The organism is Caulobacter sp. ALps2, from assembly GCF_058681635.1.
This window is the reverse complement of sequence record NZ_CM178743.1, coordinates 1,056,039-1,068,926: the sequence shown is the minus strand read 5'-3', so window position 1 is coordinate 1,068,926 and position 12,888 is coordinate 1,056,039. Positions and strand designations below refer to the sequence as shown.

The 12,888-nt window shown below is 65.1% G+C and carries 19 protein-coding genes and 1 tRNA gene; 8 read left to right on the top strand and 12 right to left on the bottom strand.

The window, feature by feature from the left end; translation table 11 throughout:
• Window positions 1–194 precede the first annotated feature (194 nt).
• Window positions 195–1,463 carry a dicarboxylate/amino acid:cation symporter gene (locus ACW173_RS04895; RefSeq protein WP_492085905.1) on the bottom strand — a complete coding sequence of 423 codons (1,269 nt, stop codon included), beginning with the start codon at window positions 1,461–1,463 and terminating at the stop codon, window positions 195–197.
• Window positions 1,464–1,562: 99 nt separating this feature from the next.
• Here ACW173_RS04895 and ACW173_RS04890 point away from each other — a divergent pair.
• The 4 genes from ACW173_RS04890 to ACW173_RS04875 all read left to right on the top strand — a co-directional run bounded on the left by ACW173_RS04890 (window position 1,563) and on the right by ACW173_RS04875 (window position 3,342).
• A tRNA-Arg gene (locus ACW173_RS04890) sits at window positions 1,563–1,639 on the top strand.
• Window positions 1,640–1,925: 286 nt separating this feature from the next.
• Window positions 1,926–2,135, top strand: coding sequence for a hypothetical protein (locus ACW173_RS04885; protein WP_492083754.1), 210 nt, complete (start codon window positions 1,926–1,928; stop codon window positions 2,133–2,135).
• Window positions 2,136–2,180: 45 nt separating this feature from the next.
• The gene (locus tag ACW173_RS04880) at window positions 2,181–2,576 is read left to right on the top strand and encodes a hypothetical protein (RefSeq protein WP_492083753.1); all 396 of its coding nucleotides are present in this window, start codon (window positions 2,181–2,183) and stop codon (window positions 2,574–2,576) included.
• A 4-nt stretch (window positions 2,577–2,580) separates the two neighbouring features.
• A complete protein-coding gene (locus tag ACW173_RS04875) occupies window positions 2,581–3,342 on the top strand; it encodes an SOS response-associated peptidase family protein (protein WP_492083752.1) in 762 nt (253 codons plus the stop codon).
• On the opposite strand, the gene ACW173_RS04870 is transcribed toward ACW173_RS04875, so the two are convergent.
• Window positions 3,339–3,617, bottom strand: a complete 279-nt coding sequence (locus ACW173_RS04870; RefSeq protein ID WP_492083751.1) for a hypothetical protein — start codon at window positions 3,615–3,617, stop codon at window positions 3,339–3,341. The genes ACW173_RS04875 and ACW173_RS04870 overlap by 4 nt on opposite strands.
• 175 nt (window positions 3,618–3,792) lie before the next feature.
• Between ACW173_RS04870 and ACW173_RS04865 the strand changes: the two genes are divergently transcribed.
• Together ACW173_RS04865 and ACW173_RS04860 are read left to right on the top strand one after the other, a co-directional pair.
• Window positions 3,793–4,584 (top strand): hypothetical protein, encoded by a 792-nt coding sequence (locus ACW173_RS04865; protein ID WP_492083750.1) that lies wholly within the window; start codon window positions 3,793–3,795, stop codon window positions 4,582–4,584.
• A complete protein-coding gene (locus ACW173_RS04860) occupies window positions 4,581–5,054 on the top strand; it encodes a type II toxin-antitoxin system VapC family toxin (protein WP_492083749.1) in 474 nt (157 codons plus the stop codon). The genes ACW173_RS04865 and ACW173_RS04860 overlap by 4 nt, the downstream gene beginning before the upstream one ends.
• A 142-nt stretch (window positions 5,055–5,196) precedes the next feature.
• On the opposite strand, the gene ACW173_RS04855 is transcribed toward ACW173_RS04860, so the two are convergent.
• The 6 genes from ACW173_RS04855 to ACW173_RS04830 all read right to left on the bottom strand — a co-directional run bounded on the left by ACW173_RS04855 (window position 5,197) and on the right by ACW173_RS04830 (window position 8,020).
• A complete protein-coding gene (locus ACW173_RS04855; RefSeq protein ID WP_492083748.1) occupies window positions 5,197–5,400 on the bottom strand; it encodes a hypothetical protein in 204 nt (67 codons plus the stop codon).
• A 395-nt stretch (window positions 5,401–5,795) separates the two neighbouring features.
• The gene (locus tag ACW173_RS04850) at window positions 5,796–6,047 is read right to left on the bottom strand and encodes a hypothetical protein (protein ID WP_492083747.1); all 252 of its coding nucleotides are present in this window, start codon (window positions 6,045–6,047) and stop codon (window positions 5,796–5,798) included.
• A gap of 43 nt (window positions 6,048–6,090) precedes the next feature.
• A complete protein-coding gene (locus tag ACW173_RS04845) occupies window positions 6,091–6,474 on the bottom strand; it encodes a tlde1 domain-containing protein (protein WP_492083746.1) in 384 nt (127 codons plus the stop codon).
• Window positions 6,471–6,791, bottom strand: coding sequence for a hypothetical protein (locus tag ACW173_RS04840; protein ID WP_492083745.1), 321 nt, complete (start codon window positions 6,789–6,791; stop codon window positions 6,471–6,473). The genes ACW173_RS04845 and ACW173_RS04840 overlap by 4 nt, the downstream gene beginning before the upstream one ends.
• Window positions 6,788–7,138: a hypothetical protein gene (locus ACW173_RS04835; protein ID WP_492083744.1), complete on the bottom strand. Its 351-nt coding sequence runs from the start codon at window positions 7,136–7,138 to the stop codon at window positions 6,788–6,790. The genes ACW173_RS04840 and ACW173_RS04835 overlap by 4 nt, the downstream gene beginning before the upstream one ends.
• A 66-nt stretch (window positions 7,139–7,204) precedes the next feature.
• Window positions 7,205–8,020 (bottom strand): tyrosine-type recombinase/integrase, encoded by an 816-nt coding sequence (locus tag ACW173_RS04830; RefSeq protein ID WP_492083743.1) that lies wholly within the window; start codon window positions 8,018–8,020, stop codon window positions 7,205–7,207.
• A 136-nt stretch (window positions 8,021–8,156) separates the two neighbouring features.
• Between ACW173_RS04830 and ACW173_RS04825 the strand changes: the two genes are divergently transcribed.
• A complete protein-coding gene (locus ACW173_RS04825) occupies window positions 8,157–8,342 on the top strand; it encodes a hypothetical protein (RefSeq protein WP_492083742.1) in 186 nt (61 codons plus the stop codon).
• A 33-nt stretch (window positions 8,343–8,375) separates the two neighbouring features.
• Here the strand turns inward: ACW173_RS04825 and ACW173_RS04820 are convergent, their stop codons facing one another.
• From ACW173_RS04820 to ACW173_RS04810, 3 genes are all read right to left on the bottom strand, one after another.
• Entirely contained in the window at window positions 8,376–9,902 is a 1,527-nt protein-coding gene (locus ACW173_RS04820; RefSeq protein ID WP_492083741.1) for a right-handed parallel beta-helix repeat-containing protein, read from the bottom strand.
• A complete protein-coding gene (locus ACW173_RS04815) occupies window positions 9,902–10,183 on the bottom strand; it encodes a hypothetical protein (RefSeq protein ID WP_492083740.1) in 282 nt (93 codons plus the stop codon). The genes ACW173_RS04820 and ACW173_RS04815 overlap by 1 nt, the downstream gene beginning before the upstream one ends.
• A 139-nt stretch (window positions 10,184–10,322) precedes the next feature.
• Window positions 10,323–10,562 (bottom strand): spike base protein, RCAP_Rcc01079 family, encoded by a 240-nt coding sequence (locus tag ACW173_RS04810; protein WP_492083739.1) that lies wholly within the window; start codon window positions 10,560–10,562, stop codon window positions 10,323–10,325.
• Window positions 10,563–10,605: 43 nt separating this feature from the next.
• Here ACW173_RS04810 and ACW173_RS04805 point away from each other — a divergent pair, with 43 nt between their 5' ends.
• A complete protein-coding gene (locus ACW173_RS04805; RefSeq protein ID WP_492083738.1) occupies window positions 10,606–10,809 on the top strand; it encodes a hypothetical protein in 204 nt (67 codons plus the stop codon).
• Here ACW173_RS04805 and ACW173_RS04800 read toward each other — a convergent pair.
• Window positions 10,806–12,887, bottom strand: coding sequence for a hypothetical protein (locus ACW173_RS04800; protein ID WP_492083737.1), 2,082 nt, complete (start codon window positions 12,885–12,887; stop codon window positions 10,806–10,808). The two genes, ACW173_RS04805 and ACW173_RS04800, sit on opposite strands and share 4 nt — an antisense overlap.
• Between the last annotated feature and the right edge of the window lies 1 nt (window position 12,888).

Genomic DNA, 12,888 nt, shown 5'->3' with positions numbered 1-12,888 from the left:
ATCCGGAATCCTAACACGCGGGCAGCGCCGGACAAGCGGAGCCGCCACGGCGCGGTGTGATCGTTTGCACATGCGTCAAGGTTGAGGTTCTAGCGCCTCGTGGTCGGGCGACCACGAATATTGCGCGGCGCGCGCGAGACCTCCGCTGAATCAACGTTCTGGCGAGATATGGCGCGATTGCCAGCGCGCCGCGCCTAGGTGGCGGGGAGCTCGGCGGGTTCGGTTTCGCCGCGCAGGACGCGCGACAACCTGTCGCGGTCCAGGGCGCCTTCCCAACGGGCGACGACCAGGGTGGCCACGCCATTTCCGACCAGGTTGGTCAAGGCGCGGCACTCGCTCATGAACCGATCGACGCCGACCAGCACGGCCAGGGCCGCGATCGGGATATCGGGCACGACCGCGAGAGTCGCGGCCAGGGTGATGAAGCCCGCGCCGGTAACGCCCGAAGCCCCCTTCGAGGTCAGCATGGCCACCCCCAGCAGCGCCAGCTCCTGGCCCAAGGTGATGTGGGTGTTGGTCGCCTGGGCCAGAAACAGGGTGGCCAGGGTCATGTAGATGTTGGTGCCGTCCAGGTTGAAGCTGTAGCCAGTAGGGATGACCAGGCCAACGACCGAGCGCCGCGCGCCGGCGTTCTCCAGCTTCTCCATCATCTGCGGCAGCACCGACTCCGACGAACTGGTGCCGAGCACGATCAGCAGCTCCTCGCGGATATAGGCCAGGAAACGCAGGATCGAGAAGCCGCTGGCCCAGGCGATCGTCCCCAGCACCACCAGCACGAACAGCAGCGAGGTGATGTAGAAGGTCGCCACCAGCGCGCCCAACTGCATCAGCGCCCCGATCCCGTACTTGCCGATCGTGAAGCCCATGGCCCCGAACGCGCCCAGCGGCGCCAGGCGGACGACCACGTGGATGACGCCGAAGAACAGCTTGGCCGCGTCCTCCAGCACGTTGGCGACCTTGTCGCCGAAATCGCCCAGCCGGGTGCAGGCGAAACCCGTCAGGATGGCGATCAGCAGCACCTGCAACAGATTGCCCTCGGAGAAGGCGCTGAAGAAGGTGTCGGGGATCAGGTGCAGCAGGTAGGCGACCAGGCCCTCGCCGTGCTTGGCCTTCTCGACATAGCCGGCGGCGATCGACGGGTCGAGCGTGGCCGGGTCGATGTTGAAGCCGTCGCCGGGCCTTAGGGTGCGCCCGACCACCAGGCCCAGGATCAGGGCCAAGGTCGACACGACCTCGAAATAGAGCAGCGCTTTGACGCCGACCCGGCCGAACGCCTTGATGTCGCCCATCCGCGCGATGCCGCCGGCCACGGTGCAGAAGATCACCGGCGCGATCACCAGCTTGATCAGCTTGATGAACGCGTCACCAAGCGGCTTCATCGCCACCCCGATCCTGGGCCACAGCGCCCCGACCAGTATGCCCAGCGCGATGGCGATCAGGACCTGGACATAGATCGATTTCAGATGCCGCACCGCGTTCGTCCCCGGGGCTTCGCCCAAGCTATTTGGCGGGGTTCGCATGCCCGCCATCTTGCGCTATTGACCCTGACCCGCGCGCCGCGTGGCCCAGTAGCTCAGCAGGATAGAGCAGCGCTTTCCTAAAGCGAAGGTCGGGGGTTCGAGTCCCTCCTGGGCCGCCAATTTTATCTAATAAAAACAAATACTTATGTCGATTTTTGGGGGCGCTCTGGTTGACCCAAAATCGGAACAAAACCGGTCAAATCGGGTAGTTCGGGACTCGAATCCCCGGAATAGTCCCGGATAATGTTCGCGTCCTGTTCGCCCCGGAGACATCACATGTCCGTTCAACGCTCGGGACAGAGCGCGACGACGCACGCCAGTTCTGCGCCTCCCCCGACCTTGGGGGACCTCGCTCCCGCCCGCCAACGCCTGGAGATCGGATGTTGCAAATGCGGACGCCGCGAGTTGCTCGAAACCGCCAAGGCCGTCGGTATGTTTGGCGTCCATGCCACCTATGCCCAGATCAAGCGCGTGGCGACCTGCTCGAAGTGCGGGGCGAGCGGCAAGGACGGCGACATCTGGGCCCGCCCCTCCGTCGAGGACTACTACAATCGCCGTGGCATGACCTCGACCGCTCTCCAGGGCGAGACGAAGGGCCTGCCTGGTTCGGTCTAGGCGCCGCGCCTGCCCGCCGATAGCTTCGCGACCATGGAGACCAACATGACCGTCACCTCCGAGCCCTTCTCCTGGCAGATCGTGGACCAAGCCACGAATGAGGCCCGCCGCTTCTACGAAGACGGGGCGGCGCTGATCGCCACCGGCACGCGCGCACCTCACGGCTTCTGGAATAAGCACCCCTTGGTCGCCGAGGCCCTCGAGACGTCGACGGCCGACGGCGCAACCGTTCGGATCTTCCTCACTGGCCTGGACATGCCCGACGCAGAGGACACCACGCGCCCCGATCGCCCCGCCGACATGACGCTGACAGGCGAATGGAAGACCGACCTCGGGTTTTGGTCCGCTCATCCGGCCGTCGAGCACGCCGAGGTGCAGCAGCTGATCGGCGACGACTCGGCCGGCGATTGCTGGTCGGCCTCGCTCTGGCTCAAAGCCTGACCGGATGTGCAACCTCTACAGCATGCGGAGAGGCCAGGCCGAGGTTCTGGCCTTCATCGAGGCGATCGACGGGGTCGGCAACTTGCCGCCGCTGCCGGGCATCTTCCCTGACTACCCGGCCCCGATCGTCCGCCACGCCGCCGACGGCGCCGGAAAGGAGCTGGTCATGGCTCGTTGGGGCATGCCCTCGCCGTTCTTTGCCCGCCGGAAGGCCGCCGAGGACCGCGCCGAGAAGCTGCGCCTCAAGGGGCAGGTGATTGACGAGGCGGCGTTCGAGGAGTTGCTGAAGAAGGAGCCCGACGCAGGCACGACCAATATCCGGCAGCCGAAGTTCTGGACGCAATGGCTTGGCCCGGAGCATCGCTGCCTGGTCCCGATGACCTCGTTCGCCGAGCCCAACCAAGTCTGGGGGAAGGCCGGCGAGAACGTCTGGTTCGCCCTCGGAGAGGATCGCCCGCTCGCCTTCTTCGCCGGCATAGAGACCCGGCAGCACACCTGCGTTCGCAAGATGAAGACCGGCTTCGAGACTTGCGACGTCTTCGCCTTCTTCACGACCGAAGCGAACGGCGTCGTCGCCCCGGTCCATTCGAAGGCCATGCCGGTGATCCTGACGACGGCCGAGGAGCGCGGCGTCTGGATGCGGGCGCCGTGGGACGAAGCCAAGGCCCTCCAACGCCCCTTGCCTGACGACCAGCTGATAATCGTGAGCCGCGGCATGGGCCAGAAGCAGGATCCGCCGAAGGAAGCTGAAGCGACCCTGCTCTAGGCCTTCAGCTCCAGGTCAAAGTACGGCTCGCCGCGCTCTCCGGCCTCTGCGCGGTTGAGCACCTGGTCCTGGTAATCGCGCGAGACGTTCGTCCGGACACCGCGATAGCGGATGCCGAGCAGGATGTTCGTGCAGGTGATTGGGCTGCCGTGGGGAATACGGCAGAAGCTATCGGCCGAGAGCATGACGGCGCCGGGCAGAAGGCTATCGTCGCCCTTCTCCGCCGCCTCAGCGGCCATGATCGCGAACAGGTGGTCGATGTCTTCGAGGGTCATGGCGCGGCGATACGCGAGTCGAGCCGAACCCGCCGGAAGTTACTTCCCGGAATCCACTGATATCGTTCGAGCCCCTTACCCCTGGAGGGGCGATCTGGTTTCAGCCCAGCTTGAGTTCATCGCCTGCGCATCGGCGTTAGCAATATGTTACGATGTTCTGTAGGGAACTCGGCGCATGTCTAGCACGGTGACGTTTGTCGTTGATCTTGACGCTGCGGGCGCCCCGCCAGCGACAGACAGCGTGCGCCAGCTCCTTGCGCTGCTTGAGGGCCTTCAAGAGCAGGACAAGAAGCTAGACTGGCGGCTGACATCGATCTCGACGAATTCGCCACTACGCGCGCAGGTGAGCGCCTTTGACGACGAGGGCGCTCCTGTTGCCGATGCCCTTGCCAAAGGTACTGCAGCCGCAGCCTTCAGCGTCCTTGATGCCACGAATGACAATGATCGTGACCGGGTTGTCGCGCGCCTGACCGACGAAAGTCGCAAGCGGCTCCGCCTTCTAATCGCGCCCCTACGGGAAAGCGGAGGGGTGATCAAGATAGAGATCGATGGCCACTCAGAGCGAGTGATCACGAGCGCGGACGCCCGAGCGACGATCGCCGCAATCGCGCCTAGTCCGCGGAAGCGGCGACCGGAACTTGGCTCGATCGAAGGGCAGATCCTGACCGCGACCACGTACTATGGCTCGCCAGCGCTCAAGTTGAGCGCCTTCCTGACAGGCGATGAAATAACCTGCGTGTTCAGCAAGGACGCTATTGATCAAATCGGCTCCGAACATTCGCTCGCCGAAGTATGGGGCGGCAAGCGCGTGGCTGTTTTTGGCAAGATTAACTACGATACGTCTGGTCGCGTGACACTGATCCAAGCCGATGATCTTCGTGTTATCGGCAGCCCGCCGCGATCATTCTCTGATCTGTCGCGAACCGGAACTGCGTTCTCAGATGATGACTGGGGCGAGGTCCATTGACTGAACGTCACTACTGGGACACGACCACGTGGATCGGCCTATACAATGAGCCGCCCGGCCCGCCAGCTGGCCCATGCCGAACACTTTGGACAGCCGTGGAGAAGGGCTCGGTTGAGCTCCTTTTCTCCGCGATCACCATATCTGAGGTCCTGGTGAAGCCTGCCGATGGATCGCCCAGGCCCTGGGATGATCCGCACGCTTTCGACGAGATCTTTGATCACCAGCGCCTGATTATGGTCCAGGTGGACCGCTCCATCGCTGAGCGCACCCGCTCCCTTAGGCGGTCATTCGCCCTTAAGACGCCAGACGCCATCCACCTCGCCTGCGCCATTCACTACAACGTCGATCAGCTGATCAGTCAGGATGCAGCGCTTTTGAAGGGCCACGGCACATGGTTCCGACGCGACGGCAAGCCGTTGAGCATCCTGACGCCAACTGAAGCAATCGGCGGCCCACTCTTCGCCCCCTAGATCCCAGCCCCACCCTAGCTAGGTGGGGCTTTTCATTTGGGCCTGGCCGTCGGATGGTCAGGCGGGTTCCCAGGCGCGTGCGTCGTTGTCCCGTCTGCGGCGGCGCGGCCTCTCGCGGTTGAAGCCTGGGCAACGGCCGGCCCTAGAGCCAGACGACCTCGATCGCGGCGGGATCGTCGGGGTTTCCATGCCAGTGCGGGTTGTTGGCCAGGCCGCCATAGATGACGTGTTCCCGGCGGGCCGGTTGAGGATCCTGTTTGAAGTGGCCGTCGTCAGCGGTCGTGACGACCGGCATGTCCAGTGGCAGCTTCTCCAGCTCGGCGATGAGTTGGGCGACGGTGATCATGGGCCCACCATAGCAAATCGGCCCGCCGGAGCGAACCGCGGGGCTTTCCTTCGTCATCGCGCCGTCGGTGGCTGTGGGCGCCAAGGTCGAACCCATAGCGCGCCGGCCGCCACCCCGAGAACGCACGCCGTGCCAATCATCCATGGCTTCGGACGCGGGCCTAGAAGGCTCAGGCAGAAGAACAGCCCGACGGTGACGAGGCCGGAGACGAAAACGGTAGCGACGATGCTCAGCACCAACTTTTCGCCGCGCGTCAGCGGTGTCTCGGATGGGTTGTTGGCCATGCGTCCCTCTCGGAGGACCACCATAACAAGAAAGGCCCCGCTGGACGAACCGGCGAGGCCTCGTTGTAGCTCTAGCCATAAGGCGAGCGGTCAAGCGTCAGGCGAGTCGCGTCAGGTGCCGCCCGGCGGTGCGGTGGGTTCGGTGGGCGGTATAGTTTTGGCGGGAGCCGGGTCGCAGATGATCCGGAACGATCCGGTTACGCCCGCGCCCAGAGCGCCGCTATACTCGCGGTGGCAGCCCTCGAGATTGGTCAAAACCTTCTCGCCGACACCACCGGGTTGGAGGGCGGCGTCCAGGCTCGAACAGGCCGGCAGCGACAGACACGCGAGTGCTGCACTCGCAGAGACGATGGCGCGCTTCATGGGAAGCCTCCATTCCAGGATGCCCGGTACCGCCGGGCGCGGTTCATGCGACGACGACAAGTTCATGGTCGCCGGACTTCCAGATCTGCTCGCGGATGGTGCGCGGCAGGATGATGCAGCCCCTGGAGGCCGTGCCTGGCGCCCGGATGCTGTCCCCATGAATGCGGAAGGCAGAGCGGCCGGTGCGCTGCTCGACATCGTCACCGGGCCTGGCGTCAACCGCGTCCAGCGGCAGGGCATAGGGCCCGACGTTCTGGCTGTTGTAGGGGGTGCCGATCTTGTAGCGGCCGGCCGGGATCGGCCCGATACCAGCCATGCCCTCCAGGGCGGGATTGTTCTTGCCTCGGCCATTGCCGCTGTAGCCGCGCGAGATGAGCCGTCCAGCGCGGTAGAGCTCGCCGGCCGATTGGTCCCAGGTCCAGGTCATGCGATCCCCTCCGGACGGTCAGCAGCACGCGCGGTCCTCCCTGGCGCTTGCCGGTGCAGGTTCACCAGCATGACGAAGGAGACCCACGCCAAACCCAGGAGGAGCAGGGTCTCGCGCTCTGTGGCATGGACGCCCGTCCGCACGATCGAGAGGGCGATGACGCCGCAGATCACCGATAGGACCAGTATCGATGCCCAGACCACGCCGGGCGCGCTGCACCAACTGGCGAAGGACGGCTTGAGCATGTAGGCGCGGATCGCCAGCCATCCGCTCGCCAAGCTGGCGGCCACGACCGCGACGAGATCCATCGTGGTCATTGCGGTTCTCCCGCCTTGTCGACCGCGCTCTCGGCCCAGCGCAGGGCCTTCGGAAAAAGGAGCGGCAGCAGTTCCCAGCCAAAGACGCCAAAGGCGAAAGACATCAGGCCGGCGTCGCGCAACGAGGCCCACGGGATCAGCGTCACGACCCGATCGGCAAAGACGTGGGTCAGGATCAGGCCCGACAGCACGGCGCAGACGACGTTCAGGCCAAGCCAGTTTAGATCCTTGCGGGTCAGCTGGCCGCCGGAGCGGGTCTTGATCGCGAACAGGTAGAGGCCGTAAAGGCCCGCCCCTGCCGCGGCCATGCCGTACCGCGCGAGCAGGTCGGAATCTTTCCAGGGCAATGGGCCCTCCCTTGGTGCGTTCCGGATTGAATGTGGAGCCGTCGCGGGCGGCGCGGGTTGCGCGGCCTAGCACTGGTCTTGCTGGTGGATCAGATTGAAGCGGTCGGCGACGGCGCGACCGGCGTTGAGGCTGTGAGCGTAGGTCTCGAGGAATATGCTCGACGACTTCCACCCGCCCGCGTCCATGGCGACGCGCACGCTCACCCCGGCGTTCAAGGCGTTGGTGGCGAAGGCGTGACGCCCCACGGTGTGCGAGGACTTGTACTGCAGGCCAGCCCTGGCGCAGACCGCCTTAATCCGCTCGTTGACCGAGAACCGGCTGCGATAGCGGAACACCCTCTCGCCTTCGACCAGGCCCAGGTCGCGGATCCGCTCGACGAGGTGGTCGGGCAGATAGCGCAGGCTCATGGTGTCGGTCTTCGTCTTGACCAACAATGCCGTGCGCTGGCGAAGGTCGACATGCTCGCCGAGCAGGGCGACAGCCTCGCTCACACGCGCGCCGCATAAATTCATCAGCAAGACCAGGGCGGCCAGATGCGGAAGCCCGTCGGCGTCGCACTGGTCGATGAACGTCTCCAGCCAGCGCCGGCCGGCGGGAACCGTCTTGCGTGTCTTCGGCGCCGGGAACAGTCGAATCCTAGCGGGCATACGCCAGCCGAGTTCATGCGCGTGGTAGAGCACCGCGCGAGCCGGCGTGATGACGTGCCTATTGCGGGTCGACGGCAGAGCGTTGGGGTACATCTCCAACGCCGCGGCGCGGACCGTGAGCGGCGTGATGGTTGAGACCTCCTCTGTGCCAAACCGCTCGATCAAGCGCTGAAGGTAACGGGCCTCGCCGCCATGCTGGACGTAGGACTCGGCGGCTTCCTGGAAGGTGTGCATTTCCGGCACTCCGTGGTCGAACACGAAGGTTGGAGCGCAAGTTATGGGCCATAAACCGCCCCAACTATGCGATCGATAGATGGCGCCGTCTATTTACGGTTTACCGCTAGGATGCCGCCCTAACTCGGAGAGCGACATGGGCCGTCCCGCCCTCAACATGATCCGCACGCACATCAGTTTCAGGTCGGAAACCCTGGAACGGCTTGACGCGCTGGTTGGCGAGAAGGGCCGAGCCGCCTTCGTCCGCAAGGCCACCGAACAGCTTCTCGATGCTGTCGAAGAGGCCCATCGGATCGCTGCCAAGGGCAAGCCGAGGTCGTAATAAACGGCACATCTGATGTAGGGGTGGTGGGGTCTAGAGGGCGAGTTCCCGGTTGCCCCGATGGCGGACGGCCGAAAGGCCCGAGCGGCTGTTCTGGTCATTGCCCGGTCGGTCGTAGCCAGCCCAGGCAGACTTGAGGGCCGAAAGGCTCGCGATGGAACCGCCCCGCACCGTGCCCCAGGCTGCTGCGCCAGTCACGTTGTACACGTTCTGGTCGACGATGTTGCCGCCGAGGTCGCCGGTCGCATCAGACCACGAAACCAGCGTCCCGACATCAGTGTAGAACTCGTTCATCCGCAGCGTGTTGCGGCTGATCTTGCTGAGGTCGCCAGTCGTCTCATCGTTCACACCAGCGCGCAGGGCCGGCGAGGTCGAGAACCGATTATAGACCTTGTTGCCCTCGAACAGCATGTTCTTGCAGGCCTTCAAGTACAGCGCACTATTGTAGCCGCCGAGGACCGTGTTGTTGGTGACACGCCCGCCGGTCGCGTTCTTCACTACAAGTCCCTGGCCATTCGAGCTATTGCTGCCGCCCACGACCGCGTTGCTGTCGAAATGGAGGTCCGAGCACCCCGCCCCGATCACCACGCCGTGGCCGGTGATCGCAACGAAGCTGCTGTTGGTCACCTTCCCCGTAACGGCGTTTCCGGTAGCCGTTGAGGCGTCTTCGCCTAGCTGGAGGCACGTGCCAGCGAGCAGCGGCGAGAACGCGATGAAATCGGCTCCGCTGATCTGAATGTTGGAGATGCCCTTGAGGCGCGCGGGGAAGTAGCCGATGTGCGCCTTGCACTTCAGGATCTGAATATCCGACACGGTCCCGGTCTGGTTATCCAAGTTAAAGCCTGCGATTGGATAGGGGCCGATCTCGCGGATTTCGCAGCCGATGAACGAGACCTTGGAGACCGTGAAGGACCCGCTCGTCCAGGCTGACACGACGGCGCTGTTAGTCTGGCTCCCCCAGTTGCTGCTGCCCAGCACTTCGAGGCGGCAGTTCACCCAGCGCAGATTGTTGATGTTCGCCCCCAAGAACCGGATGACACCCACGGCCGACGATGACGGCAGTCTGAAGGTCAGGTTCTTGAAGTGCAGGAAGGAGCAAGCTGCGACATAGAGGCCGTAATTGCCGCTGACCGCCGTGATCACCACGTCGCCCAAGTTGCCGCTTTCAGGCGATAGATAGACGAAGTTCGCCGGGTTGGCCGTGAGCTGAAGCGCGCCCGCCCCGATGGTCAGGGTGGTGCTTGCGACCGTTTGGGACTGGTTGACCACCCAAGAGGTGCCGCTACCCGAGACGATCGTGGTCCCCGCCGTGACGCCCGAGCCCGTGACGGTGCGACCGACCGCCAGGAGCGTCCCACTCGAAACTGTCAACGTCGTACCGCTGATCGAACCCGTGACCGTGCCCAGGGGCGAGTCCTCAGCATAAGTCCCCGTGCCAATGATGATCTGATCCTGGGAGACCGCTACGCCCAGCGCCTTGACGATGGTCTTGTAGGGGTTACCGGTCGACCCATCGCCCGTGCTGTCGTTGCCCGTTGTGCGAACGTAGATCTCAGCCATCAGCGCACCTCAATGCTTTCGCCAGGCGGGATGAAGTAGGCAGCGCCTGAACCGCGCTGGACGAACAGATCGAAAGCGCCAGTGGCGTTGTTGGTCAGGCGCTGGATGCGCGCCGGGCCGCCCAACGTGAACGTTGTGTTCCCAGCCAGTGCGCCGGAAAAGACGATCTCGGCGGCGGAGCCCTCGGCCTCGCTCAGCGTGGTGGCGTGGGACGAAACGTCGATTGCCTGCGCTGTTGAAGCGTAGGCAACGTCAACCGCAACGACATAGGGTCCAGCCATTATGCAGCCCTCGATACGAGCGGTTGTTCATTGATGCGGCTACGCAGCGGAGCGCCATCGACGCGCGAGCGCAGAACATTGGCCCCCACACCCTTTCGAGGGGCGAGTCCGAGGCCCAGAGCGAGCGCGAGGGCGGTCATCAGGCGATGAAGCCGATGATGCCGGTCGCCGTTGTCCCGGTGAGGTAGACCTGGGTGAACGCGAGCGGCACGATCGCGCCGGCGGGCCAGTCCGTGAACGTTACGTCGCTTCCCTTGGCGGTCTTGACCTTCACATCGCCAGCGACCGAAACGCAGAAACCGCAGTAGTTCCCGGCGTCCGTGTCAGACGGCGCGATCGCGGCGGCGTCCGAAGGGATGAGATCGTTGCGATGGGTCATGTGATCGTCCGCGCGCTGTTATTTCAGGCCGAAATCTGGTCTGATGCAGATCTCAGACTGTTCCCGCAGCGGAGAGTGCGGATTGCGCGATCGAGGCGACCGACTGTTCATCATCGCCACCGAGGCCCTGGGCGGCCTGGTGGTGCTCGTGGGAACCGCAGCGGCACTGCTGCTCGCGCCGATCATCGGCGTTTGGGTCAATAGCGGCGTGGTCAACGTCCTCCACGCGATCGGCTTGCTGCGCTAGCGCTGGCCGACCCGAGGCGGGATGTAGCGGCCGTATTCGTCGATCCCGCTGCCATCCTCGAGCTCGATCGTCACGCTGCGTCGCGGCTGATTTCCCTCACCCGAAATGACGCCGGCGGCGGCGGCCTTAGGCGTCACATTGCGCATCGGACGAACAGCCTGGATCTCGTCCATGGCCGACAGCACATTTCGCGGGTTCTGGCGTCCCACCATGATCTCAGAGAGCGTCCGATTGACGTCGGGATCGTAGATTCCCGGCTGCCGGACCCGCTCGTACGCGCCAAGCACGGCGTTCGCCGCCTGGGTGCGGAAGGACTGACCGCCGACTCGACGCGCGCCGATCTGCGCCAGATGGTCGCCAAGGCCCATGTCCTCGGCGCCGACAGTCGCCGAGCGGATGTCCTCGGCCAGCGGCGTGGTGCGAGAGCCCGACAGGATCTCGTTGAACGACTTCTGCGCCCCAGCTTCAGCCTCGACGTCGCGCAGAAAGCGTTCGAAGGCGCCATTGTTGCCAAAGCCGGCGCGCATGCGGTCCTGGGTGATCGGGCTGTTGGCGATATCGCGGAAGGCCTTCTGCGGATTGCCGCTGCGAAACTTGTCGGCCAAGCCTCGCGCCATGCCCAGACGCTGCGCCGTGGCCTCGTCGGCCGACATCGCCCCCGTCATGTCGTCGATCATCTCGGCATCGTGCCGGCCGCCGACAATCTCGCGCCCGCGCCGAAGCGCCTGCATCTGCTTCGTCGGCCCGGCGTACGAAGCCAAGGCCTCGCCGTACTTCGGGTTCATCTGGGTCAGCTTTGACCGCAGCTCGTTGAGCGTCCCGAGGACCGCCCGCCCTTCTTCGTCGAGGACGAGTTTCCCCGTGGTCTTGTCCCGATAGCCTTCCAGGACGTCGTCGAGGCCGCGTTTGACGTAGTCGTAGGTCTGCATCGTCGGCGTCTGGATATGCGTCACGTCCCCGGCTTCGTTGAACGCGAACCCCAGGCCTCTCGGGTCGCGCCCCTCCTCGGCCGCGATCCGCGCCGCCCTGCCATAGGCCGATTTCACGGAGGGGCGGGCTCCGAGCGCGTCGAGCGCGTCCGACTGCGGCGCCGGCCTGCTGTAGGCCTCCTCATAGAGCGGAGCCGCGGCGGTCTTCCGCGCCTTGTCGAGCGTGTCCAGGCCCTCATAGAAGCCCGCGCCGTCGTCACCGAGTTCGCGCGACGCGCTGGCCAACATGCGTTGCGGAGCCCGGGCCTGGCGTCGGGTCAGGGCCCCCTCGATCATCTCCTGACCAGGCCCAGGTACATTGGCCAAGGCACGGGTCAGGCCCTTGCCGCCGCGACCCATGCGCTCGAACGGCAACCGGATATCGTCGGCCGAGCCGGAAATCGCCTGCTCGATCTGGGGGACCCGACCCGCGAGGATCCGACCAGCCCGCGCCGCTGTGCGCGTGGCAGGCGAGGCCCGTCGGGCCGCCGCCGCGTTCACTATGTTGCCGGCGACCTTAGCCACGGCAGGGATGACAGCGCCGAGAACCGCGCCCGGCACGATGGCCTGATTGCCGGCCGAGAGACGCTCGCCCAAATTGCCTTCGCCAGAGGCAGCGCCAGCGAAGCCTCCGATGCCGCCCGCCAGCGCCGACTTGGCCGTCTGACTGTTGAACGCCCGCGCCGCAGCGCCGAAGAGGCCTTTCGCGGCAGGGGCGGAAGCTGGCGCGGCCGAGGCTCCGCCGGTAAACAGGGCCGGGGCGACTTGCGCGGCCAGGCCGAGCCCGTTGACGCCCGCCGCCGCGACCGGATGGCGTCCTTCGAAGTCTTCGGCGCCAGCCTTCGACCGCGTGCGGGCGCCAGACCACGCTTCCGGAAACGATTTGGCCTTGCCCGTGATCAGGTCAGAGCCGGCTTGTAGGCCATCGGCGAGTTCATCGAAGCCCGGGATGGAGCGATTGAAGGCTTGGGTGGCGTTCAAGATCGTTTCGCCGACGCCGCGCTTGCGGGTCGTTTCCCACTCCTGAGCGCCGGCCAGCGCAGCCTCGCGCGTCGCCGCCTCGATCGTGACGGTGCGACCGCTGGGCGTCTGAATCTTGAACACCGGCATC

Bases quoted from the DNA above. Each gene is read 5' to 3' on its own strand.
- ACW173_RS04880 (WP_492083753.1), top strand. From the start codon at position 2,181: ATGACCGTCACCTCCGAGCCCTTCTCCTGGCAGATCGTGGACCAAGCC.
- ACW173_RS04875 (WP_492083752.1), top strand. From the start codon at position 2,581: ATGTGCAACCTCTACAGCATGCGGAGAGGCCAGGCCGAGGTTCTGGCC.
- ACW173_RS04870 (WP_492083751.1), bottom strand. From the start codon at position 3,617: ATGACCCTCGAAGACATCGACCACCTGTTCGCGATCATGGCCGCTGAG.
- ACW173_RS04865 (WP_492083750.1), top strand. From the start codon at position 3,793: ATGTCTAGCACGGTGACGTTTGTCGTTGATCTTGACGCTGCGGGCGCC.
- ACW173_RS04855 (WP_492083748.1), bottom strand. From the start codon at position 5,400: ATGATCACCGTCGCCCAACTCATCGCCGAGCTGGAGAAGCTGCCACTG.
- ACW173_RS04850 (WP_492083747.1), bottom strand. From the start codon at position 6,047: ATGAAGCGCGCCATCGTCTCTGCGAGTGCAGCACTCGCGTGTCTGTCG.
- ACW173_RS04845 (WP_492083746.1), bottom strand. From the start codon at position 6,474: ATGACCTGGACCTGGGACCAATCGGCCGGCGAGCTCTACCGCGCTGGA.
- ACW173_RS04840 (WP_492083745.1), bottom strand. From the start codon at position 6,791: ATGACCACGATGGATCTCGTCGCGGTCGTGGCCGCCAGCTTGGCGAGC.
- ACW173_RS04830 (WP_492083743.1), bottom strand. From the start codon at position 8,020: ATGCACACCTTCCAGGAAGCCGCCGAGTCCTACGTCCAGCATGGCGGC.
- ACW173_RS04825 (WP_492083742.1), top strand. From the start codon at position 8,157: ATGGGCCGTCCCGCCCTCAACATGATCCGCACGCACATCAGTTTCAGG.
- ACW173_RS04820 (WP_492083741.1), bottom strand. From the start codon at position 9,902: ATGGCTGAGATCTACGTTCGCACAACGGGCAACGACAGCACGGGCGAT.
- ACW173_RS04815 (WP_492083740.1), bottom strand. From the start codon at position 10,183: ATGGCTGGACCCTATGTCGTTGCGGTTGACGTTGCCTACGCTTCAACA.
- ACW173_RS04810 (WP_492083739.1), bottom strand. From the start codon at position 10,562: ATGACCCATCGCAACGATCTCATCCCTTCGGACGCCGCCGCGATCGCG.
- ACW173_RS04805 (WP_492083738.1), top strand. From the start codon at position 10,606: ATGCAGATCTCAGACTGTTCCCGCAGCGGAGAGTGCGGATTGCGCGAT.
- ACW173_RS04800 (WP_492083737.1), bottom strand. From the start codon at position 12,887: ATGCCGGTGTTCAAGATTCAGACGCCCAGCGGTCGCACCGTCACGATC.